The organism is Gaiella sp., from assembly GCF_035558935.1.
Taxonomy (GTDB): domain Bacteria; phylum Actinomycetota; class Thermoleophilia; order Gaiellales; family Gaiellaceae; genus Gaiella.
Window position 1 is genome coordinate 1 of sequence record NZ_DATMBZ010000136.1, and the last position, 21,901, is coordinate 21,901.

24 protein-coding genes are annotated in these 21,901 nt (G+C 70.4%); 9 read left to right on the forward strand and 15 right to left on the reverse strand.

From position 1 onward, the window contains the following. The coding region (locus VNM44_RS13160) for a ferritin-like domain-containing protein (protein ID WP_325626344.1) at positions 1 to 250 on the forward strand (250 nt) is incomplete at its 5' end. A gap of 33 nt (positions 251 to 283) precedes the next feature. Here the strand turns inward: VNM44_RS13160 and VNM44_RS13165 are convergent. Further along, the gene (locus VNM44_RS13165) at positions 284 to 1,789 is read right to left on the reverse strand and encodes a choice-of-anchor Q domain-containing protein (RefSeq protein WP_325626345.1); all 1,506 of its coding nucleotides are present in this window, start codon (positions 1,787 to 1,789) and stop codon (positions 284 to 286) included. A gap of 108 nt (positions 1,790 to 1,897) precedes the next feature. On the opposite strand from VNM44_RS13165, the gene VNM44_RS13170 reads away from it, so the two are divergent. After that, positions 1,898 to 2,296 (forward strand): secondary thiamine-phosphate synthase enzyme YjbQ, encoded by a 399-nt coding sequence (locus tag VNM44_RS13170; protein ID WP_325626346.1) that lies wholly within the window; start codon positions 1,898 to 1,900, stop codon positions 2,294 to 2,296. Positions 2,297 to 2,311: 15 nt separating this feature from the next. Here VNM44_RS13170 and VNM44_RS13175 read toward each other — a convergent pair whose 3' ends face one another. Further along, entirely contained in the window at positions 2,312 to 3,112 is an 801-nt protein-coding gene (locus VNM44_RS13175; protein ID WP_325626347.1) for an ABC transporter permease, read from the reverse strand. Next, on the reverse strand, positions 3,102 to 4,013 hold the full coding sequence (locus VNM44_RS13180) for an ABC transporter ATP-binding protein (protein ID WP_325626348.1): 912 nt from the start codon (positions 4,011 to 4,013) through the stop codon (positions 3,102 to 3,104). The genes VNM44_RS13175 and VNM44_RS13180 overlap by 11 nt, the downstream gene beginning before the upstream one ends. A 51-nt stretch (positions 4,014 to 4,064) precedes the next feature. On the opposite strand from VNM44_RS13180, the gene rlmD reads away from it, so the two are divergent. Both rlmD and VNM44_RS13190 read left to right on the forward strand, forming a co-directional pair. After that, positions 4,065 to 5,471: a 23S rRNA (uracil(1939)-C(5))-methyltransferase RlmD gene (rlmD, locus tag VNM44_RS13185; protein WP_325626349.1), complete on the forward strand. Its 1,407-nt coding sequence runs from the start codon at positions 4,065 to 4,067 to the stop codon at positions 5,469 to 5,471. Between the two features lie 57 nt (positions 5,472 to 5,528). Further along, complete coding sequence (locus tag VNM44_RS13190; protein ID WP_325626350.1) at positions 5,529 to 6,029, forward strand: hypothetical protein; 501 nt, start codon at positions 5,529 to 5,531, stop codon at positions 6,027 to 6,029. Positions 6,030 to 6,052: 23 nt separating this feature from the next. Here VNM44_RS13190 and VNM44_RS13195 read toward each other — a convergent pair whose 3' ends face one another. Genes VNM44_RS13195 through VNM44_RS13205 form a run of 3 tightly spaced genes read right to left on the reverse strand, consistent with a single transcriptional unit; the run spans position 6,053 to position 9,233 of the window. After that, positions 6,053 to 6,772 (reverse strand): hypothetical protein, encoded by a 720-nt coding sequence (locus VNM44_RS13195; RefSeq protein WP_325626351.1) that lies wholly within the window; start codon positions 6,770 to 6,772, stop codon positions 6,053 to 6,055. A 35-nt stretch (positions 6,773 to 6,807) separates the two neighbouring features. Beyond that, positions 6,808 to 7,446 carry a uracil-DNA glycosylase family protein gene (locus VNM44_RS13200; protein ID WP_325626352.1) on the reverse strand — a complete coding sequence of 213 codons (639 nt, stop codon included), beginning with the start codon at positions 7,444 to 7,446 and terminating at the stop codon, positions 6,808 to 6,810. A 38-nt stretch (positions 7,447 to 7,484) separates the two neighbouring features. Then, positions 7,485 to 9,233 carry a glycosyltransferase gene (locus VNM44_RS13205; protein ID WP_325626353.1) on the reverse strand — a complete coding sequence of 583 codons (1,749 nt, stop codon included), beginning with the start codon at positions 9,231 to 9,233 and terminating at the stop codon, positions 7,485 to 7,487. A gap of 41 nt (positions 9,234 to 9,274) precedes the next feature. Here VNM44_RS13205 and VNM44_RS13210 point away from each other — a divergent pair, with 41 nt between their 5' ends. Next, entirely contained in the window at positions 9,275 to 9,511 is a 237-nt protein-coding gene (locus VNM44_RS13210; RefSeq protein WP_325626354.1) for a CDGSH iron-sulfur domain-containing protein, read from the forward strand. A 14-nt stretch (positions 9,512 to 9,525) separates the two neighbouring features. Here the strand turns inward: VNM44_RS13210 and VNM44_RS13215 are convergent, their stop codons facing one another. From VNM44_RS13215 to VNM44_RS13240, 6 genes are all read right to left on the reverse strand, one after another. After that, positions 9,526 to 10,341 carry a GNAT family N-acetyltransferase gene (locus VNM44_RS13215; RefSeq protein WP_325626355.1) on the reverse strand — a complete coding sequence of 272 codons (816 nt, stop codon included), beginning with the start codon at positions 10,339 to 10,341 and terminating at the stop codon, positions 9,526 to 9,528. Continuing rightward, the gene (locus tag VNM44_RS13220) at positions 10,341 to 11,033 is read right to left on the reverse strand and encodes a hypothetical protein (RefSeq protein ID WP_325626356.1); all 693 of its coding nucleotides are present in this window, start codon (positions 11,031 to 11,033) and stop codon (positions 10,341 to 10,343) included. Before VNM44_RS13220 ends, VNM44_RS13215 begins: the two co-directional genes overlap by 1 nt. Then, complete coding sequence (locus tag VNM44_RS13225; RefSeq protein ID WP_349258043.1) at positions 11,030 to 12,178, reverse strand: inositol-3-phosphate synthase; 1,149 nt, start codon at positions 12,176 to 12,178, stop codon at positions 11,030 to 11,032. The genes VNM44_RS13220 and VNM44_RS13225 overlap by 4 nt, the downstream gene beginning before the upstream one ends. Positions 12,179 to 12,572: 394 nt before the next feature. Further along, positions 12,573 to 13,454, reverse strand: coding sequence for a hypothetical protein (locus VNM44_RS13230; RefSeq protein WP_325626358.1), 882 nt, complete (start codon positions 13,452 to 13,454; stop codon positions 12,573 to 12,575). A 117-nt stretch (positions 13,455 to 13,571) separates the two neighbouring features. Beyond that, positions 13,572 to 14,273: a CDP-alcohol phosphatidyltransferase family protein gene (locus VNM44_RS13235; RefSeq protein ID WP_325626359.1), complete on the reverse strand. Its 702-nt coding sequence runs from the start codon at positions 14,271 to 14,273 to the stop codon at positions 13,572 to 13,574. Then, complete coding sequence (locus tag VNM44_RS13240; protein ID WP_325626360.1) at positions 14,270 to 15,010, reverse strand: phosphatase PAP2 family protein; 741 nt, start codon at positions 15,008 to 15,010, stop codon at positions 14,270 to 14,272. The genes VNM44_RS13235 and VNM44_RS13240 overlap by 4 nt, the downstream gene beginning before the upstream one ends. An 85-nt stretch (positions 15,011 to 15,095) precedes the next feature. Between VNM44_RS13240 and VNM44_RS13245 the strand changes: the two genes are divergently transcribed. Then, complete coding sequence (locus VNM44_RS13245) at positions 15,096 to 15,455, forward strand: cupin domain-containing protein (RefSeq protein ID WP_325626361.1); 360 nt, start codon at positions 15,096 to 15,098, stop codon at positions 15,453 to 15,455. A 4-nt stretch (positions 15,456 to 15,459) separates the two neighbouring features. Here VNM44_RS13245 and VNM44_RS13250 read toward each other — a convergent pair whose 3' ends face one another. Together VNM44_RS13250 and moaA are read right to left on the reverse strand one after the other, a co-directional pair. Then, positions 15,460 to 16,455, reverse strand: a complete 996-nt coding sequence (locus VNM44_RS13250; protein ID WP_325626362.1) for a dihydroorotate dehydrogenase-like protein — start codon at positions 16,453 to 16,455, stop codon at positions 15,460 to 15,462. A gap of 83 nt (positions 16,456 to 16,538) precedes the next feature. Further along, positions 16,539 to 17,540, reverse strand: a complete 1,002-nt coding sequence (gene moaA / locus VNM44_RS13255; protein ID WP_325626363.1) for a GTP 3',8-cyclase MoaA — start codon at positions 17,538 to 17,540, stop codon at positions 16,539 to 16,541. Positions 17,541 to 17,588: 48 nt separating this feature from the next. Between moaA and VNM44_RS13260 the strand changes: the two genes are divergently transcribed. Together VNM44_RS13260 and VNM44_RS13265 are read left to right on the forward strand one after the other, a co-directional pair. Further along, positions 17,589 to 18,470, forward strand: coding sequence for a DMT family transporter (locus VNM44_RS13260; protein ID WP_325626364.1), 882 nt, complete (start codon positions 17,589 to 17,591; stop codon positions 18,468 to 18,470). Continuing rightward, positions 18,470 to 19,327, forward strand: a complete 858-nt coding sequence (locus tag VNM44_RS13265; RefSeq protein ID WP_325626365.1) for a DMT family transporter — start codon at positions 18,470 to 18,472, stop codon at positions 19,325 to 19,327. Before VNM44_RS13260 ends, VNM44_RS13265 begins: the two co-directional genes overlap by 1 nt. On the opposite strand, the gene VNM44_RS13270 is transcribed toward VNM44_RS13265, so the two are convergent. Further along, positions 19,324 to 20,613 (reverse strand): vanadium-dependent haloperoxidase, encoded by a 1,290-nt coding sequence (locus VNM44_RS13270; protein ID WP_325626366.1) that lies wholly within the window; start codon positions 20,611 to 20,613, stop codon positions 19,324 to 19,326. The genes VNM44_RS13265 and VNM44_RS13270 overlap by 4 nt on opposite strands. Positions 20,614 to 20,795: 182 nt before the next feature. Here VNM44_RS13270 and dnaK point away from each other — a divergent pair. Continuing rightward, a partial coding sequence (gene dnaK / locus VNM44_RS13275; RefSeq protein ID WP_325626367.1) for a molecular chaperone DnaK occupies positions 20,796 to 21,901 on the forward strand: 1,106 nt, incomplete at its 3' end.

Sequence of the window (21,901 nt, forward strand, 5' to 3'; positions counted from 1 at the left end):
GCGCGTCACCGGCCAGATCCAGCAGCTCGCGATCACGGCACGTGAGGAAGGCGACCTCGTCGCCGAGCAGTTCATGCACTGGTTCCTCCAGGAGCAGCGCGAGGAGGTCTCGTCGATGTCCGCGCTCCTCGACGTCGTCACCCGCTCGAAGGACAGCGTGATGCACGTGGAGGATTTCCTTGCCCGCGAGTCGGGCGGCGAGAACCCGCTCGAGGCCGGTTCCCCGCCCGCCGCGGGCGGCGCACTCTAGGCGTTCCTCCTCGACCTCTCCGCGGCGGTCGCGTCAACACGAGAGAACTGCCCGGATCCGCTGCGCGCTCGCGACGAGCTCCGCGGCCTGTGTCGCACCGATCTTCTTGCTCGACTGGGCGGTCACCTCGCTCGCGAACGCGGCGAGCTTCCCGCAGGCTTCGTCGAGATCGTCGGCCGCGAGCGCACGGCGCGCGTCGCGCACCTTGTCGGCAAGGCTCGAGCCGGGACCGACGCCGGCGACGGCCGCGACTAGGTCGCCGAGTTGCTCGTCGGCGCCCTTGACGCGAGCGTCGAAGCTTGCGTTGGCCCCGTTGCCGGCGGCGTCGGATGCCTCGCACGCGATCCGCGTCGTCCCGATCGCGAAGGTTCCTCCTGACGGCGGCGTGCACGTCACCGCGACCGGCCCGTCGACGTCGTCGTCGGCCGACGCCGTATACGACACGACTGCTCCGAGAGGCCCGGTCGCGTCGACCACGACGCCCGCGGGAACCGTGATGAGCGGCGGAGTCGTGTCGAGCACATCCGACTCGTAGGCGCCGATGTCACAGCCCCTGCCGAACGGCCGGGGGACGCCGCGTTGATCCGTCGGCGGGCACGCCGCCGACGCCGCCGCGTCGATCGCGACGCTACCGGCGCCGAGCGCCATCGTCTCGGTCGGGCCGCCGTTGTCGGTCAGCACACCGAGCCGGGGATCGCCGGCGATTCCCGGGCAGCTCGAGCCCGGCCAGTCGAGGTTCCCGCCTCCGTCCTGGATCGCGCCAATGCACGCATCCCCGGCGAAGATCGAGTTTTCGACCGTGATGGACGTGCCACCCGTGCTGTCGAGTGCGCCTCCTCCCTGGGCCGACGCGGTGTTCCCCGAGAACGTGCTGTTCGTCACCCGGACCGTCGCGTCGTTCAGGTTGTAGATCGCGCCGCCGACGACCGCCGAGTTGCCGACGAAGGTGCTGTTCACGATCGTGAGGGTGCTGCGATAGTTCGAGATGGCGCCGCCGGGCAGTGCGGAGTTGCCGCGGAAGGTGCTGCTCGTGATCGTCATCGTGCCGCCGTTCGCGTTCTCGATCGCGCCGCCCGCGAACGCCGAATTGCCGACGAACGCGGTCCCGGCTACGACGACCGTCCCACCGTTGCTCTGGAGTGCGCCTCCAGCGCCGCCTCCTGCGGACCCGGCGGCGAGCGTGAGGCCGCTCAGGTGCAGCGTCACGGTAGGTGACACGGCGAGGATGCCGCTCGTTCGGTTGCCGCTGACGGTCACGAGGCCGGGGCCGGGGCCGAGAATCTCGAGGTTGCCTCCGTTCACGATGATCACGCCGCTGGTGAGCGTGATGGTTCCGGTCTCCTCAAACGAGATCGTGTCGGCGCCCGGCGCGAGGTTCGCATCGGCGACCGCCTGGCGAAGCGAGCCGGGGCCGGAGTCGTTCGTGTTCGTGACCCGAAACGTCGCAGCTCCGGCCGACGTCGCGTCGACCGCAGCCAGAGCCGTGATCGCCGCCACGAGACCGAGCATCGGTACGAGCTGGATTCGCGGACGTTTCATCGCGCTGACTCCTCGTCGTGGCGGGTTGGGCGGCTGCCGGGACGTCGTACGCGGAGGATCTGCAGCGGCGCTAACGATCACCTAACGGTGGCTAGGATCCGCGCTCTCGTGAGGACCTTCACGCTCAGAACCGAGCGGCAGAGCCAGCTCGTCGACATCACGCGGCTCGTGCGGGAGGCGCTCGACGGCCGGCACGGGTCGGCCGTGCTCGTCTACGTCCCTCACACGACGGCCGGCGTGACGATCAACGAGCACGCGGACCCGATGGTCGCCCGCGACTTCGAGACGGCGCTCGAGCGGATCGTCCCTGCGGACTGGCAGTGGCAGCACGTGGAGGAGGGGGAGGAGAACGCGCCGACCCACGTGCGCGCTGCGTTCATGGGCCCGAGCGTCCTGATCCCGCTCCGCGAGGACGGTTCGATGGCGCTCGGCACCTGGCAGGGGATCTTCTTCTGCGAGTTCGACGGTCCGCGCGAGCGGTCGGTGCACGTCAGCGTCCTCGTCTGAGGCTTCACTGCCGCGCTAGGCGAGATCACGGCGGTCGAAGAGGAGCACGCCCGCGGCCGCGGCGACCGCGCCGACCGCGAGGAGGAAGAGCGTGTGCCACGGGTCGAGGCCCTGGCGCAGCGGGTCGGCCACGGCGTAGTGGTAGAAGGGCGTTGCCTTCTGGAACGGCTCCAGCACCTCGACGAGCGATGCGAGCGAGTTGACGAGGTACGCGCCCACCGCCAGGGCGACGGTCAGCCCGATCGCCAGGGTCTTGCGGCCGGTGGCGGCGGCGACCATGAACGCGATCGCCCCGTACGCGAGCGCGAGGACGACGAGCAGGGCCGTCGCCGACGCGAGGTGCGCGACGGAGACCTCCATGGAGAACGCGCGCGCTCCGACCCAGAGCGCAAGCCAGAGGACCACGCCGAGCGCGGCGAGCTCGACGCACATCGCGGCGAGCTTCTCGAGCGCGACGCGCGTCCGAGAGAGCGGGGAGGAGAGGAGAAGGTCGATCGTCCCGCGCTCCTCCTCCCCCGCGAGCGTGCCCGCCCCGTGCCCGACTGCCGCGACGAGGAAGAGGGCGGGCATCATGAACGAGAACAGCTCGCTGCCGAGGTAGCCCGCGGCGGACGTGAAGTCGAACTGCCCGCCGAAGGCGACGAACGCCTTGAGCGCCTCCGGATAGCTCTCGACGAGCTTCTCGAGGTCGGGGTTGTCGCGGACCGTGGGGTAGACGGACGCGATCAGGGCGACGTAGCCCGCGAGCCCGACGGTCCACCAGGCGAAGCTCCGGCGGAGGTCCCGGAGCGACTTGAGAAAGACGTTACGGAGCACCGGGCGTCCCCCGGTAGAGCTCGAGGAAGACGTCCTCGAGGTCGGCCTCGTGGCTGTCCAGGCCGTGGACCTCGTACCGCGCCAGCGCCTTCACGAGGGGATCGGCCGAGCCCTCGAGCGTGAGGTGGACGACCCGTCCGTTCCGGCCGACCTCGCGTACGCCCTGCACCGCGTCGAAGGTCCCCGCGGGCGGGGTCTCGCCGAACGTCACCTCGACGCGGGTGAGGGCCCGCTGCCGGAGCGTCTCGACCGTGTCGACGAGCTCGAGCCGCCCGTCCCGGATCAGCGCGACGCGGTCGGCGATGTGCTGCACCTCGGAGAGGACGTGCGAGGAGACGAACACGGTGCGCCCGTCCGCGGTCGTCTCCCGGACGAGCTCGTAGACGACCTGTTGGACGAGCGGGTCGAGCCCCGACGTCGGCTCGTCGAAGACCGCGAGCGCCGGCCGGTGCATGAGCGCCTGCACGAGGCCGACCTTTTGGCGGTTTCCCTTCGAGAGCGCCTTGATCGGCCGGTCGAGCTCGAGGTCGAGCCGCTCGGCGAGCTGCTCGCCGTCGCCGAGGTCGCGCATGCCGCGGAGCGATGCGAAGTAGCGCAGGTGCTCGCGCGGGGTGAGCCGCTCGTAGAGACGGAGATCGCCCGGCAGGTAGCCGACTCTCGCCCGGGCCTGCGGGCCTTCGCGGCGTGCGTCGAGGCCGAAGAGCCGCACGCGCCCGCTGCTCGGGCGGATCAGGTCGAGCATCAGCCGAATGGTCGTCGTCTTGCCGGCACCGTTCGGCCCGAGGTACCCGAACACCTCGCCCGCCTCGACTTCGAAGTCGAGCTCGACGACTCCGCGGTCGCTGCCGTAGGTCTTCGAAAGGTGCTCGGCGCTGACGACGGATGCCGGGCTCCCGACCATGTGACCAGGCTACGAGACGGGCGGCAGGGCCGCCGCGGCTACCCTCCGCGCGTGGCGGCACCGGTGCGCAAGGGAGACGAGGTCGAGGTCAGGATCGATACGCTCGCCTACGGCGGAAACGGCGTGGGCCGCCTCGACGGGTTCGTGGTGTTCGTCCGCGGCGGGCTTCCCGGCGACCTCGTTCGCGCGCGCGCGACGAAGGTCAAGAAGGGCTTCGCCGAGGCGACCCGGACGGCGCTCCTCGAACCGGGCCCCGACCGCGTCGACGCGCCGTGCCGGCACTTCGGCGTCTGCGGCGGCTGCCGTTTCCAGGATCTCGCCTACGAGAGCCAGCTCGACGCGAAGCACGCGCAGGTGCGTGACGCGCTCGTACGCCTGGGCGGGTTCGCCGACCCACCGCTCGAGCCGATCGTGCCGGCTCGCTCCGTCTACGGCTACCGGAACAAGCTCGAGTACTCGTTCGCCCATGGCGACGAGGGGCTCGTCCTCGGCTTCCATCGGGCGGGCCGCTGGGACGAGGTGATCGACGTCGAGGAGTGCCTCCTCACGACCGACACGGGCAACGCGATTCGGGAGGCGGTGAAGGGGTGGGCTCGCGCGGAGTCCCTCGAAGCGTACGACCAGAAGAGCCAGACGGGCTATCTCCGCCACCTCGTCGTCAGGGAGGGACGGCACACGGGCCAGGTGCTCGTCCTGCTCGTCACCGCGCCCGGCGAGCGCTTCGACGCCGACTTCCTGATCGAGACGCTGACGCAGTTTCCGGCGGTGCGGTCGGTCCACTGGGCGGTCAACGACCGGCCGGCCGAGGTGACGAACCTGCCGACGCGGCTCCTGTGGGGGAATCCGTGGATCGAGGAGGAGCTGCTCGGGCTCCGGTTCCGCATCCGTCCGAACGCCTTCCTGCAGACGAACACCGAGATGGCCGAGACGCTCTACACGCTCGCCCGCGAGGCCGCCGGCCTGACCGGGAGCGGGACGGTGTACGACCTCTACTGCGGCACGGGCACCATCGGCCTCGCGCTCGCGGCGGATGCGGAATCGGTCTGGGGCGTCGAGATCTCCGAGGAGTCCGTCGCGTGCGCGATCGAGAACGCAGAGGCGAACGGGATCTCGAACGCCCGGTTCTTCGCAGGCAACGTGGGACAGTCGGTCGAGGAGCTCGCCGAGCGCGCCGGACCGCCCGACGTCGTGGTCGTCGACCCGCCGCGGGCGGGGCTCGCGGGAAAGGCGCTGCGCCGGACCGGCGCCCTCTGCGCGCCGCGGATCGTCTACGTGTCGTGCAATCCCACGACGCTCGCGTCGGACCTTGCCGTGCTCCGCGACGAGTACGGCTACGAGCTCGTGCGCTGTACGCCGGTCGACATGTTCCCCCACACGCCGCACATCGAGAGCGTCTCGCTGCTCAGACGCGCGCCGTCCTCCGCCGAGGAGCATGATGCCGGTGATGCGGTGGAGTGAGTGACTCGCTCACGACGACGAAGGGGTGAACACGAAGTGAACGTACGCAGGTTGTTGGTGATCCCGATCGCCGTGCTCGCGCTCGTCGCGGCCGGGTGCGGGGGCGACTCGAACAACGAGTCGGCAGGAGACACGACCGCGACGACGGTCGCCACCGAGGCCACGACGACGATCGAGGAGACGACGTCGACCGACGAGACGACCTCGACCGATGCGAGCGGCGACCTCGCGCTCGGAGGCGAGTGCAAGGAGTTCGCCGGCATCTCCCAGAAGCTCGCGGCGTCGCTGAGCGGTCAGACGACCGACCTCCAGGAGGCCTCCAAGATCTTCGACGAGATCGCCGACCAGGTGCCCGACGAGATCAAGGCCGACTACCAGGTGATCGCCGAGAACTTCAAGAAGATCGCCGAGGCGCTCAAAGGCGTCGACCTGACGAGCGGACAGGCTCCGAGCCCGGAGGCGCTGGCGAAGCTGCAGGAGCTCTCCACGTCGATGGACTCCCCGAAGGTGCAGCAGGCGACCCAGCACATCGAGGCCTGGGTCAAGAAGAACTGCTGACCGGGGCGGGTCGTCCCTGCGTTTCAGGGTTGACGAGGGGCGCGGTGCTCGCCGCGCCCCTTCGTCCTGAGGGTGCGCCAGAGGAGGTCGGCGTTCGGGAGCACGAACCCGACGGAGAGCGCCGGGAGCGCGGGCAGCCCGTCCAGGTCGAAGGAGTAGGTCAGTGCGAGCGTCGTCGACAGGCAGACGACCATGGCAATCCACGTCGCGCCGAGACGAAGCCCGAACCTGCTGGCCGCGGCGAGGAAGAGGGCGAAGAAGATCACGTCCGGCGGGCCGAGGCGCGCGGCGGCGTCCTCGCCGGGAACGGAGAACGAGACGGCGATCCGCTCGAACACGCCGGGCTGCTCCTCGACGACCACCCTGGTGGGGCCGCGGTACACGGAGGCGATGTCGACCCACGGGATGACTGCTGCGACGAGGACGACCCATGAGAGCGCCTCGAGCATCTGGACGAACCAGAAACCGAAGAGCGTGAAGGCGACGATCTTCGCCGAGTTGAAGCCGCCCTCGAGGCCCGCCAGGTCGAGCAGCCCCGCCGCCGCGCCGGCGACGAGCGTGAAGACCAGGAGCCAACGCGAGGCCGCAAGCGGCAGGAGCAGCCAGGGCACGAGGAACGTCGCCGGAAAGAGCACCGCTGCGACGAGGACGATGTCCCAGTGCTCCGCGACGTTCGGGAGGTGCCCGGCGAACGCGTCCCAGGCGGCCAGGGCGACGAGCAGCGCCGCCGCCGCAAGCAACACTCTGTCACTCGCCTGCGGCGCCCCGGCGGGCGTTCTCAGTACGGCGGCAACTCGGCCCACCAGGCACCGAGCGTCCTGAACGCGTTCCAGAACCGGGTCTTCGCGCCCTGTTCGTCGAGCGACGCGTCGATGTCGGGGGTGACGAGGGCCTCGATCGTCGGCGTGAAGGGCTGGAGCTCGCCGAGTCGGCCCGCGTCGAGCTCGTCTGCGAGGGGGAACCCGAGAGCGTTGACGAATGCCACCGTCTCGTCGCCCATCGCGACGAGGAGCTTCGGCTGCACGATGTGGAGCTCGCGGTTCAGCCAGCCACGCGCCTCCTCCGCCGACTCGGTGCCGAATTTGAGGCAGTTCGTCCCGTAGACCGCGAGCGGGTCGACCGCGAGCCGCTCGAGCGACTTCAGGAGCGCCTGTCCCGAGCGGCCGAAGAACGCGACCCCTTCGGAGATCTCGCTCTGCGCGGGACGGTGCTTGAGGAGGAACACGTCTCCGCGCGGGTGGCCGCTGCCGAGCACCGGGACGTGCAGCTCGTCGCCGAGCGCGAGCAGCTCGTCCCCGAGCTCGTTGATCTCGCCGATCGCGCGTTTGAGGTAGCGCTCCTGAATCTCGTCTCCGTTCGACGGCTTCGCTGCCGCACGCGTAGAAGTCCGAGCCCGCCGCTTGTCGGGGTTCGCCATCGCTCCATCATTCGTGGGCACTCCGGGTGCCTCCTCTACTACCGCGGGGACGGCGCCAGCCGTTCGCGTGCCTGCGCCACCCACTTCAGCGACTGGAGGTAGGCGAGCGACTTGGGCCGGCGGAGCACGGTCGCGGTGCGCAGCGAGAGCAGGAACTCCTCCGGTCCGTCGAACCGGCGCATCCGCAAGCCGCCGGTCCCCACGCCGGGAAGCACGTGGGCATCCGACCCTGCGCCCTGGAGGAGCCCGTACTTGCGCGCGAAGCGGAGCGCCTCGTCGTTGTAGGCCTCGAACAGGAGCCGGGCGTTGTAGACCTCGAGGACGTCGATCTCCGGCAGGTGCCCGTGGAGCGTGGCCGGCGCCGGTATCGCGTGCATCCGGTCGAACGGGTGTGGGACGTAGACGACGCCTTCCTGCTCGCGGATCGCCGCGACCGTGTCCGCGAACGACATGCCGCGCGGGATCTCCTCGCGCAGGAAGAGCCCGATCACCTCGCCGTCGCGGTCCGTCTTGATCTCCTCTCCCGGAACGACGACGAGCGGGCGGCCGCGCGCGAGCTCGACCGTCTCGAGCGCGCCGCCGAAGACGTTGTGATCGGTCACCGCGATCGCGCCGAGCCCCTCCGACTCCGCGTGGTCGACGAGAGCGGCCGGCTCGATCGAGCAGTCGTGCGACCAGTTCGTGTGCATGTGGAGGTCGGCGACGAGCCACTCCCGGTCGGCGAGCGGCTCGGTTGCAGTGCGGCGAGAGCCTCTCCGACGGCCGCGTGCCTCGAGGTACAGCCGCTCGAGGTCCTCGGCGACCACGGAGAAGCTTCGCGTCGCCATGGCCGCGCGGCGACTTTCCGCATCTCGCTCGCGCGCCCCCTCGTCCTCGGCGTAGCGCAGCACGGCAGCGGTCGCCAGCTCCGGCTGTCCCTCGACGCCCGGCGGGTCGACGAGGGCGCACGCGGCGGCGGCCGCCTCGTCACGAAGCCGTCGCAGGCCGTCGGGCGACGGAACGACGATCGAGGCGCTGCGCAACAGCTCTGCGCGCGCCTCCCCGCGAACCGCCGTGCGGATGCGCACCCGGTCGCGAAGCGCGAGCGGGATCGACGGCCGCAGCGCGAGGCGGGCGGTGCGAAGCAGGATCGCCTCCCACCCCTCGAGCGAGCGCAGCGCGCGAAGCGCCGCGCGCACGACCGGGAGCCCCCCGGCGGAGGTCTCGATCACGACGACGCGCTGCTTGCGGCCGGGAGAGAACAGCTCGAGATCCACCCCCGGGGGAACGACCGCGTAGTCGCCGGGGAAGCGGGCGGCAGCTTGCGCCGCGACATCGTCGCTCGTCGCGACCAGCCGGTCGATCCTTGCGAGCAGCCGGTCGCGCTGGTTCCGCCGTGGCGGGTACCCGAGGCGCTCGGGGTCGACGAACGTGGCGACGGTCGTCGTCTCGGCCCGGAGCAGCGCCTGGTAGGCGAGCCCGGGGACGGCGGGGTCGAAGCCGTGGACGACGTCGAAGTCGCCGCGGCGCAGCGCGGTCGCGATGTTTGCCCGGACGCCGACCGGGATGCCGACCGCCGAGCGCGGTGACACCGGGACCGCTCGGGTGACCGCGACGACGCCTTCGAGGTCGCCCGCCTGCAACGCGCGCCTCCCGGCGAGCAGCTCGGATGACCGGAGCGAGGGCACGAGCACGACGACGTCGTGCCCGCGCGCCCGGAGCGCCTCGGCGACGCCGTGCACGTGCTCGTTCGTGTCGTGTGGCACCGACCACGCATGGGGCGTCACGAGGCAGATGCGGAGCGGCACGCGGCGGATTCTAGGCGGCCGTGTCGTCTACTCTCGCTCGGGTGACGGAAGTGACCATCACCGTGCGGTCGAACGGGCCCTACAAGCTCGTCGGCCCGGTCACGATCGTCGATCCCGACGGGCGGGAGTTCGAGCTTCCCGAGGGCAGCGCGATCGCCCTCTGTCGCTGCGGGCACTCGCGAAACAAGCCCTTCTGCGACGCGTCGCACAGGCGCGTCGGCTTCGTCGCGGACGACACCGCTCCGCGCGTCGTTCCGCCTCTGACGGCGACCGACTGACGGGACGCCGCGGGCTACGAGAACCGCAGCTCGAGCTCGTGCTGGCGTCCGTCCAGGCTGCCCCCGAGCGCCTCGAGGATCGCGGACGCCGGATGGCCGGCCGGCAGATTCACGACGACGAGCGACTCACCGAGCGCGCGTGCACCCGTGAGCAGCTCACGCAGCGCGTCGGGTTGCCCGGCGAGCTGCAGGACGCCGACGCGACCTCCGGCGATGCGCACGAGCGCGGCCGCGCTGTCGACCATGAGCCCCCGGACCTCCTCGAGGTGCGCCACGGACGCATCGTCTCGTTGCCACGGCTCGGGGTCTTCCCGGCGGGCGCGGAGCCATGCGTGCGCCCGAGCGGCGTCCACCTCACGCGGCTCACCGGGCCCATTCGGGAGCGACCAGACTTCGAGGTCGCGAACGTGCTCGAAGCCAAGGCCCTCGTAGAGCTCCCGGGCGGGGTGGTTCTGCTCGAGCACCTCCAGCGTGACGCGCTCGATTCCTGCATCACGGGCCGCCTCCAGCGTGTTGGTGAGCACAGCCCGGCCGATGCCCCGCCGCCGGTGCGGCGCGGCGACGCCCATCCCGCCGACCCATCCCTCGGAGCCGCGGCGGGCGAGAAGGACGATCGCGACCGGCTCGCCGTCGACGCTCGCCACACGTGACAGCGTGAGGTCGGCGTCCGAGACCGTTGCCATACGCGAGAACGCGACCGCATCGAGCTCGATGTGGAACCAGTAGCCCTCGTACCCCGCCGTGAAGAGCCGGGCCAGTGTCTCGGCGTCGAGATCGGCGGCCGGCGAGATGTCGACCGGCGCGTCCGTGCCGCTCGGGAGGGCAGCCATCAGGTCCTGCGCCGCAGGACGAGCTGCTCGCCGCTCCGCGGGCGCTTTGTCACGAGCACGTCCTCCACGGGAAGACGCGTGGCGACGAGCTCGACGCCGTCGAGTGACGCGAGCACCCGGGGACCGCTCTCGGCTTCGCCCACGGCCGACCAGCGTTGAAGGACCGGGCCGAGGAAGTACGCGAGCGCGGCGAGGATCCAGGCGACGCCCATCACCTTCCCGAGGGTGCTGCCGAGGTCGTCTTGCCAGATCGGGACGAGGGTGAGCGAGACGGCGACGACCGTGAGGGCACCGGCGACGAGTGCGAGCCGCTGCAGCGCCGGCCTCGTGGTGAGCAGGAGGCCCGTCGTGGCGACGAGGCCGGCGACGAGGTAGAGCGCTCCGGAGAGCGCGATCCGCCAGGCAGTGTCTCCGTCCGCTCCCCAGATCGCGGCCGCGAGCAGCACGAACGTGACGGCCGAGAGGCCGAGAAGGGCCAAACCCAGTGGACGAGCCTTCTCGCGCTCGGCCAGCGCGAGGCCGGCGAGTGCAGCCGCGCCGGTGTACAGCAGCGAGCCGAGCGTCGCGAGGATCCGGCCGTCGGTCTCGGAGAAGCCGCCCCCGAGGATGGCGACAAGGGAGATCAGGGCGGCGACGACCAGGATCGCCGCCGCCCCGAGCCAGAAGACGCGCGCGAGTCGCTGCCGCGTCACGTCTTGGCGGACGCCTTCGTCTTCGCGCGGTCGAGCGCGTTCTTCGTGATGAAGCGCTCGGTGTTCTCGTGCGCCTCGCTGTCGACGATCTGCACCGGAGGCGACTTCATCAGGTAGCTCGACGGAGCCTCGAGCGCGCCCGAGATCCCGTTGTTGAGCGCGAGCTTGGCGAGCCGGACCGCGTCGATCACGATGCCCGCCGAGTTGGGCGAGTCCCACACCTCGAGCTTGAGCTCCACGTTCAGCGGCACGTCGCCGAACGACGAGCCTTCCATCCGGATGTAGGCCCACTTCCGGTCGGTCAGCCAGGGCACGTAGTCGGAGGGCCCGACGTGGACGTTCTTCTCGCCGATGTCGTAGTCGAGCATCGACGTGACGGCGTTCGTCTTCGAGATCTTCTTCGACTCGAGGCGGTCGCGCTCGAGCATGTTCAGGAAGTCCGAGTTGCCGCCGACGTTGAGCTGCATCGTCTTGTCGAGATGGACGCCGCGATCGCCGAAGAGCGTCGTGAGCACGCGGTGCGTGATCGTGGCGCCGACCTGCGACTTGATGTCGTCGCCGATGATCGGGACGCCGGCGTCCTCGAAGCGCTTTTGCCAGTACGGCTCGCGCGCGATGAACACCGGCATGCAGTTCACCATCGCGACGCCCGCCTCGAGGATCTGCTCCGCGTACCACTTCGTCGCGGCCTCGGAGCCGACGGGCAGATAGTTGACGACGACGTCCGTGCCGGTCTCCTTGAGGATCCCGACGACGTCGTCCGTCGGGCCGGGCGCCTTCTCGACGACCTGCGACAGGTACTTGCCGATGCCGTCGTGCGTCATGCCGCGCGAGACCTTGATGCCGGTCTTGGGCACGTCCGCGAACTTGATCGTGTCGTTCGGATGCGCCCAGATCGCCTCGGCGAGGTCGAGACCGACCTTGCCCTTGACCACGTCGAACGCTGCGGTGAACTCGATGTCCGAGATGTGGTACCCGCCGAGGTCGACGTGCATCAGCCCGGGAACGCTGTCCTCGGGCTTCGCGTCCTTGTAGTACTCGACGCCCTGGAGGAGCGAGTTGGCGCAGTTGCCCACGCCGATGATCGCGACCCGCACCTTGTCCTTCTGCCGCGCGCCGTTCTTCGAGCCGTTCGTCTCGGCCATGGTGTCCTTTCGGTTGCCCCTGCGGGGGACGCCGAGCCCGTCCGAGAGCGCGGCGAGGATGACGTCGTTGACGTTGGCGCCCGAGCGGGAAGCCTCCGCCTGGATCTCGTCCTTCAGCTCCGGCGGGACACGGAGGAGAAGGACGGGACTGGAGCCTGCTAGCACTTTGCGTCTACGACCGCTCGGGTGGTAAACGACGCCGAGCTCGTCCGCAATGATCCCGGCGGCGACGTCGTTCACGTTGGAGCCGCGCCGGGCGGTCTCGCGGACGAGGGCACCCTTCAGGGATGCCGGCATCCTGACCAGGATCCCGGTTCGACTAGTTTTGCTAGCAGCCATTGTGCTAGCAGCCTACCACGGCCTTGCGAATGGCGCGAGCAGGCGTCGGGTGGCTCTAGTTGACGACGCAGCGGCCGTCGCCCGCGAGCAGCTCGCGCTGCGCGGCGTTCGCCTCCGCATCGCCTGCGGCGTCGTAGGCGCCGGGCGCAGGGCCTTGCCACATGACGTCGGGCGCCACGCCGGGGCCGATCACGGTGGCCCGATAGCGCGTTCCGCTCCCGACGCCGCGTCCGCCGTGAGGGTAGAAGCCGTAACAGAAGGCCCCACCGGGCGCATGGGTCAGGAAGCTGTTCTCCCGCTTCCATCCCGGGCCGTAGGCCGACCCCCACGTGTCGAGGAAGATGTTGCGCCCGTAGGTGTCGAGCGGCACGCCGAACCGCGTCGACGCGAACCCGAACACGCCGGCCCCGCGATACGTGAGGCGCCCGTACAGATGGTGGAAGCGACGGTACGACCAGTCGGTCCAGATCTCCAGCACCGGAAGCGGCCCCGACCAGTGGGAGAGGCGGAGCTCCCAGGCGGCCCGGTCGCCGGACGCGGCGGCGCCGTAGTTCGGCAGCATCCGCTGCCACGCCTGCACCGCCCAGTGGGATCCGTCCAGCGCAGTACACGCGGTGACGAGCCACGCGAGGGCGGGGCCCTTGTACGGCGCGCAGGCGTTGGGCCCGATCCGTCCACCGACCGTCAGGGCGAAAGCGACCTGCGAACTGCCTCGGCTGGGCGGACGCGCGTTGATGGCTCCCGACGCGACGACGACGCGCGACTGCCCCTCGGAGCGGAAGGTGACGGCAGCGCGCCCTGCGGCGTCGGCCTCCAGGCGGACGCCGGTGGCGTTACGGCCGATGAGCTCCGACGCCCCGGCGTCCGCGGGAAGGAAGGCGGTCGTCAGCATGAGGGCAGAAAAGACCACTCCCCACCAAGCGGCCCCCTGCCTCATCCGCTGCCCTCCTTCTCCGCGGTCGCCGTCCCCCGATCTGTTTGCAAGGAATCGCACATTCTTCCATGCCGCGGCGCTCCTGACAAACACGGAGCACGCGGCTGTCGCGGACGGCGGTCAGGACGACGCGGCGAGCTCGCGCAGTTGGCGGCGGACGAACAGGATCCGCTGCGTGACCGTCAGCCAGGCGAGCGCGGCCAGCACGTAGACCGGCCACTGGAGCCAGCCCCAGGGCGCGAAGAAGAGCCCGACCGCGATCAGCACCACGCGCTCGACCCGCGAGCCGAAGCCGACGTCGCCGCGCAACCCGAGCGCCTCCGCCTTGGCGCGGGTGTACGAGACGAGGAACGATCCGATCACCGCGGCGAAGGCCGCCAGGAGCGCTGTCTCGTTTCCGTCGTGCATGAACGCGAGCCCGATCGCGGCGAGGATCGCGGCCTCGCCGAGACGGTCGAAGGTCGAGTCGAGGAACGCGCCGAAGACCGTCCCCTTGCTCGCGGCACGCGCGAGAGCCCCGTCGAGGATGTCCGCGATCGAGCCGACGACGAAGAGAACGCCGCCGAGCCAGAAGAAGAGGTACTCGTTGCGCGTCTCGAAGCCGACGAGCACCGCCCCGGCGAGGCAGAGCGCGACCCCGACCAGGGTGAGCATGTCGGGCGTCAGCTTCGTCTTCGCGACGCCGCGCATCGAGCGCTGCAGGATCTCGCGTGCGGCGGCGGTGTACTCCTGCTTGACCCGGTCGAGCTGGGAGACGGCGCTGGTGCCAGGCTGAAGCCCGGAACCAGCGCGATCTTTCTCCGCGTCGCCGGGGTCGCTCACCCGCGCGCCGCGATCACGCGCGGGAGCCGGCGGCGGAAGAGCACGGCCCCGGCGAGGAGAGCGATCGCGAAACCGGCCACGCAGTCGAGCCAGTAGTGGTTCCCGGTTCCCATCACGGCGAACGAGACCCACGCAGGCCAGGCGAGCCAGAGGACGCGGGCGAGCCTCGAGCGGCAGACCGACGCCATCACGATCCCGACGATCAGGGCGTCCATCGCATGGAGACTGGGCATCGCCGCGTACGGGTTCGCGGCGAACGCGATCAGCCCACTGTCGTGATTGAGTGACGCGTACTCCGCGAGCGTGTCGGAGAAGCCCCACTCGGGGAACATTCGCGGCGGTGCGGTCGGCATCACCACATAGCCGACGAGCCCCAGCAGGTTCGCTCCGATCAGCCAGTTGCGGAAGTCGGCGAAGCGGTCGTGGTGGCGGAAGTAGATCCAGAGGAGCGTGAGACCGACGACGGCGAACTGCGAGAGCCAGTAGGTGTACGAAGTCGCAAGGATGAGGAACCCGGAGCTCTGGACGAATCCCTGCACCGCGGGCTCGATGAAGGCGTGGACGCGGTTCTCGGCCTCGATCACGAGCGTGCCGTTCCAGAACGCCTCCGCGATGCTCCGGTCCGCGGCGCCGCGAGCCGCCTGGTAGGCAGCGTAGAAGCCGAACCAGACCGCGAACTGGAGGGCGAGATGGGCCCATCCACGCGGCAGCCAGCGTGCCTCCGCGTAGCTCGTCACTCGGACCCGAGTCTAACGAGAGGGGCTGCTGGCCCGCTGGAGACCCGTCTGCGAGGATCCGGGCGACCGAGGAGGAGGAATCGGCATGACCGGATTCACGATCAGGCACGACGACGAGCTCGAGCGCGACTACGGGAAGTGGGTCCTCGTGCGGCGCTCGCTCGGCGTGACGTCGTTCGGGATCAACGAGGTGGAGCTCCCGCCCGGGGAGGCGATCCCCGAGCACGACGAGACGGGCCGCGACCACGAGGAGCTCTTCTTCGTCGTGGACGGCACGCCGACGCTGGTCGTCGACGGCGCCGACCACCCGCTACGACCGGGGTCGTTCGCCCGGCTCGACCCCGACCGCGTGCGCACGGTGCGGAACGACGGTGCTGCCGTCGCGAAGGTGCTCATCGTCTCCGCGCCGGTGTCGAGCGGCTACGAGCCGCTCGACTGGGCGTAGACGCTCAGCGCAGTGCGTTCGCGGCGCCCATCGTCTCGACGTACTGGGCGCGCTCGTAGGCGCGGGGGTTCGCGCAGGCCACCTGGCTCAGGCGTCCGCGGGCGTCCGTGAGGGAGAGCTCGTTCTCGCCGAGCCAGGCGGCGAGGCCGTCGCGCACGTCGCGCATGCGCCCGATTCCATCGCGCAGGAGCGCGGACGTCATCATCACGGCGTCGGCGCCGACGAGGATCGCCTTCACCGCGTCCTCGGACGTGTGGACGCCTCCCGTGGCCGCGAGGCTCACGTCGACGCGCCCGTGGAGGAGCGCGAGCCAGCGCAGAGCGACGCGCAGCTCCTCCCGTCGCGACAGCTCGATCCCGGCCGACACCTCGACGCGCGCGACGTCGACGTCGGGCTGGACGAAGCGGTTGAAGAGGACGAGCCCATCCGCTCGCGCCTCGGCGAGACGGTGCGCGAGGCTCGCAAAGGCGGTGTAGTAGGGCGAGAGCTTGACCGCGATCGGGACCGAGACGGCCTGGCGCATCGCGACGACGAGACGCAGCAGGCGCTCTTCGACGTTCGCCCCGGACATGTACGGGTCGGTCTCGACCGAGTACACGTTGAGCTCGATCGCGTCGGCTCCGGCCTCCTGGAGCCATTCGGCCGTATGGATCCAGCCGCCCGGTGTGGAGCCGTTCAGGCTCGCGATCACGGGGATGTCGAGCTCGCGCTTCGCGTCGCGCACGAGATCGAGGTACGCGTCGAGATGCGCCCGGTCGACATGGGCCATGTAGGCGCGGGCTTCGCCCGCATGCTCCTCCGCGTGCCAGAGCGCGTCCTCGGCCGACACGTCCTCTTCGGCCACCTCCTCCTCGAACAGGGACGGCAGCACCACGGCGGCGGCGCCCTGGTCGGCGATCTCGCGGAGCGACTCGAGCCGGCCCGTGAGCGGGGAGGAGGACGCGATCAGCGGGCACTCGAGCTCGAGACCCAGGTACGTGGTTGTGAGGTCGGCCGACATGGCTCCTCCTTCGTGGCGGTGAGGGAAGGGTCGCGCCGCCGGATGCGGGCGCCATCGGGGGACGCGCCGATCGGCGCTGCGGCCTATCCGCCGATGTAGGACATCTCGACCCGCGTCCGCTCGGAGGTGCGCTCCGTGCGGATCTCCGAGTACCGGTCCGCGCGCCGCGCCCACACCACCGCGATCGCGTCGTGGAGCTCGTCGTCCGTGGCCCCGCCGCGGAGCAGCGCCCGGAGATCCGTGCCGCGGGCCGCGAAGAGGCACGTGTAGAGCTTGCCCTCGGCCGAGATCCGGGCGCGCGTGCAGTCGCCGCAGAACGGCTTCGAGACCGACGCGATGACTCCGATCTCGCCCTCCCCGTCGACGTACCGGTAGCGCTCGGCCACCTCGCCGCGATACGCGCGGTCGATCGGCTCGAGCGGGAAGGCGGCGTCGATCCGCTCGACGATCTCCGCCGCGGGCACGACGTCGTCGAGCCGCCAGCCGTTCGTCGTGCCGACGTCCATGTACTCGATGAAGCGGAGGGTGTGGCCCGTGCCGCGAAAGTACCGCGCCATGTCCACCACGCCGGCGTCGTTCACACCGCGCTTGACGACCGCGTTGACCTTCACTGCGAGGCCGGTGTCCGCAGCGGCCTGGATCCCGTCCAGCACGCGCGTGACCGGGAACTGCACGTCGTTCATCGCCATGAACGTCGCGTCGTCGAGCGAGTCGAGGCTCACGTTGATCCGCCGGAGGCCGGCCTCGCGCAGCGCCGCGGCCTTCTTCGCGAGGAGCGACGCGTTGGTCGTGAGCGTCAGATCCAGGCCCTCGATCGTCGCGAGCCGCTCGACGAGGTGCTCCAGCTCCTTGCGGAGCAGCGGCTCGCCGCCGGTGAGCCGGATCTTCTCGACGCCGAGGCCCGCGAAGACGCGTGCCACGCGCTCGAGCTCCTCGAACGTGAGCAGCTCCTTGCGGTCCATGAAGCGGTAGTCCTGGCCGAAGACCGTCTTCGGCATGCAGTACGCGCACCGGAAGTTGCACCGGTCCGTGACCGAGATCCGCAGGTCGCGGATCGGACGTCCGAGCGTGTCGACCGGATGCATGCGTCCAGCGTACTGACCGCGAGTCCCGAGGCGCTGTAGCGTGCTGCGATGCGGCGGCCGGCCTCCCCGTTGCTCGCGCTCGTCGTCGTCACGGCGATTTGGGGCTACACGTTCGTCCCCGTCCAGAAGGCGATCGCGGTCTATCCGCTGTTCGCGTTCCTCGCGGTCCGATTCGCGATCTCGACGGCGACGCTCGCACCGTTCGCCTGGGGATCGCTGCGCGCCCTCCCGCGCGGGGGATGGGCGGCGGGGCTCGGCGCGGGGACGCTCCTCGCGCTCGCCTACGGGCTCCAGACGGCCGGGCTCGAGCTGACCACGGTCACGAGCACCGGCTTCATCACCGGGCTCTACGTCGTCTTCACGCCGCTGATCGCGCTCGCCGCCTTCCGGACGCCGGTGCCCGCGCCTCTCTGGGTCGGGGTCGTCCTCTCCCTCGCCGGGCTCCTCCTCCTGAGCGGCGCGCCCGGCGGCTCGTGGGCCGGCAACCTCCTGGTCCTCGGGAACGCCGTCGCGCAGTCGCTCCAGATCGTCGCGATGGAGCGGTACGCGCCGCGCTACGACCCCCGCGCGCTGACGTTCCTCCAGATGGGCGTCGCATTCGCCGGGTTCACCGTCGTCGCGGTCGCTGCCGCCCAGGTCGAGGCGCCGCCCGACGCGCAGACCTGGTACGCGCTCGTCGTCACGGGCGTGTTCGCCGGCGCGCTCGGCTACCTCGTCGCGACCTGGGTCCAGTCGCGGACGACGGCAGCTCGCGCCGCGCTCGTCTTCACACTCGAGGCGCCGTTCGCGGCGCTCTTCGGCGTGCTGTTGCTCTCGGAGAGCCTCGGCTGGGCCGGCTGGGCCGGATGCGCCGTGATGCTCACCGGCATCGTCCTCGCCGAGCCCGCGGCGGCCTCCGCGCTCCGCCGCCTCGTTCCCGCCCGGTCGTAGTGGACGCTGTCGCCCTCGCGCTCGTCTCGGCCGCGCTCTTCGGGGCGATGCCCGTGGCTGTGCGCTTCGCCCTCGTCCCGCCGCTCGTCCCCGCAGCGGTCGGCGCGCTCCTGATGCAGATCGGCACGTTCGCCGTGCTCTGCGTCGCGGCCGCGATCCAGGGCGGCGTCACGCTCGAGGGGATCGGGCCCTTCCTCGTCGCCGGCGCGATCGCGCCGGGGCTCTCGAACCTCTTCATCACGATCGGGATCCGCGAGGCGGGGTCGTCGCGCGCCTCCGTGGCGTTCGGCATGGCGCCGCTCTTCGCCGTCACGATCGCGGTGCTCGTGTTCGGCGAGCGCCCGGGGGCGGGCGTGCTCGTGGGGGCGCTGCTCATCGTCGGAGGCGGAGTAGCGCTCGCGTTCGAGCCCGAGCGGCCGCGGCACGTGCGCAGGATCGGGATCGCCTTCGCGCTCGTGGGCGCCGCCCTGTTCGCACTCCGGGACAACCTCGTCCGCGACGAGTCGCTCGAGACCGAGGTCCCGTCCATGACTGCGGGAGCCGTGATGCTGGCGTCGAGCCTCGTGGTGACGTCGGCGTTCGTGCTCGCGCGCCGTCACCCCGTCGTGTGGCCCGCGCGCGTCGTCGGCCGGTGGCTGATCCCCGGCACGTTCGTGGGGCTCTCGTACATCGCGCTGTTCGAGGCCTTCTACCGGGGCACCGTCTCGGTCGTCGCTCCGATCGTCGCGACGGAGTCGCTCTTCGGCGTCGTCTTCTCCGCGCTTCTGCTCCGGCGGACGGAGCGCATCGGCCCGCGGCTCGTCCTGGGCGCCGCCCTCGTCGTGACGGGCGGCGCCCTGATCGCCGGATTCCGCTAGCGGCTCGGTCGAAGCGGGGTGAAGTAGTGCTTCTGGAGCCAGAAGCCGACCTCCTTCCCGATCCGGACGCCCTGCACGTCCGCCGTGCGGAAGTGGATCCCGCCCCAGACGCGGGCGTTGACGATCTCCTGCAGCGCGAGAGAGAAGCGGTCGAAGTGCCGGGGCTGCGTCGGGAACCTCGTCGAGTAGAGGTCGAACGCGATCTTGTCGGCCCCGAACACCTCCCGGAACACACGGAAGACGGCGCCGCTGACGCAGCCGTGACCCGACGGGTGATCGGGGAACGGCGGCGTCACGAGTGGCGGCGTCGTCGCCGTCGAGGCATGGAACAACGGCTCCCAGGTCGGATCGGCGACGGTGTCGGGGTTGCCGTCGTTCGCCGCCTCCTGGATCGCAGCGCGGGGCCGCCAGAAGTTCCAGTGGTACTTGTCGTTCCAGCAGCTGATTGCTCCGTCGGCCGCGGCGAGGTTCAGCATCGCGAGCAGGCGTGCCTCGCGACGTGTGTCGAGCCCGCGGGCGGCGGAGAGATCGCGGGCCAGCCGGTTGTAGATCACCGCGGGTGCCGACTGCCAGAAGATCGCCGCTGTCGTCTGATCCGGCGTGCGGGTGGTGCTCTTCAGCGCGCCGACCGCCTTCACCTCGTCGAAGTCCTTCCTGTAGGCGGCACTCGTGAGCGCGTTCGGCCCCTTCGAGCGGAACTGCGATGGGCTCTCGATCACGAACGGCTTCAGGTTCCCGACCCACGCGTCGGGATCCGTCGCCGCCGGCGTGAGCGGCCGCCACCAGCCGGCATCGGGGCGGAGATCGAACGTGAACGGTGCGAGGTACCCGTCGGTCGCCCGCGCGGCGAGCATCGCCGCGGCCGCCGCGGCCCCGACGCGGATGCCCTCGTCCTTCGTCGCGCCGGCCGCGATCGGCTCGAGCGTCTTCGCGTACGCCGCGTCGATCTCGGCCACCCGGGTCCCGTCGACGATCGCGACGAGCACGTTGTGTGCCGCGGTCGCGATGGCTGCGTCCTGCGAGGCGAACGGCTGCGCCTTGAGCTTCGGCAGGTCGAGCAGGTACGGCTCGTACGCGGGAGCGATGGCGTTCACCGCGTCGTACACCGCCCCCTGCACCATGGCGATGCCGCGTGTCTGCCCGTGCGCCGTCGGCCGGATCGCGATCGCCTGGTTCTGCGCGATCACGTTCCAGTCGTTCAGGACGTCGGCCTGCGCCACGCCTGGAGCCGCGAGTGAGACGGCGAGGCTCGCGAGAACGAGCCCCCGCCGGATGTGACGTGTCATCTATGGCCTCCCTTGTCCCTCCGTTGGGCCAACACGATCCGTCGCCCGGCGATTGCCGTCTATGTGATGTTCGACACATCTTGTGTAGCGACCGTGCAGAGAGTTGGGCGACCGAGGATCTGCTATGATCCGACTCAGATTTCCAGCACCAGCACGCTCAAGGAAGGAGCACCACCACCATCATGGCCAAGACCATCGGCATCGACCTCGGCACGACCAACTCCTGTATGGCCGTCCTCGAGGGCGGCGAGCCCACCGTGATCCCGAACGCCGAGGGCGGCCGCACGACGCCGTCGGTCGTCGCGTTCACGAAGGACGGGCAGCGGCTCGTCGGGGCGCCCGCGAAGCGGCAGCAGGTGACGAACCCGGTGAACACGATCTTCTCGATCAAGCGCTTCATGGGGCGCAAGTGGGACGAGGTCTCGGAGGAGATGACGATCGTCCCTTATGAGGTCCAGTCGGGCGAGAACGGCGACGCGCGCGTCGAGGCCGAGGGCAAGCAGTACGCGCCGCCCGAGATCAGCGCGATGATCCTCCAGAAGCTGCGCGCGGACGCGGAGTCGTTCCTCGGCGAGCAGGTCACCGACGCGGTGATCACCGTCCCGGCGTACTTCAACAACGCCCAGCGGGAGGCGACCAAGGATGCCGGCAAGATCGCCGGCCTCAACGTCCTGCGCATCGTCAACGAGCCGACGGCGGCCGCGCTGGCCTACGGGCTCGACAAGGAAGGCGCCGACCAGGTGATCCTCGTCTTCGACCTCGGCGGCGGGACGTTCGACGTCTCCGTGCTCGAGCTCGGCGACGGCGTCTTCGAGGTGAAGTCGACCAACGGCGACAACCATCTCGGTGGCGACAACTTCGACAAGGCGATCGTCGACTGGATGGCCGGCGAGTTCAAGAAGGACCAGGGCATCGACCTCTCGCAGGACAAGATGGCGTTGCAGCGGCTCTACGAGGCGGCGGAGAAGGCGAAGATCGAGCTGTCGTCGACCATGACGACGCAGATCAACCTGCCGTTCGTCACGGCGACGCCCGAGGGCCCGAAGCATCTCGATCTGCAGCTGACGCGGGCGAAGCTCCAGGAGCTGACGCACGACCTGCTCGAGCGGACGGTCGGCCCGACGAAGCAGGCGCTCGCCGATGCGGGACTCGAGGCGTCGGCGATCGACCACGTCGTGCTCGTCGGGGGCATGACCCGCATGCCCGCCGTGCAGGAGAAGGTCTCCGAGCTGATCGGCAAGGAGCCGCACAAGGGCGTCAACCCGGACGAGGTCGTCGCCGTCGGCGC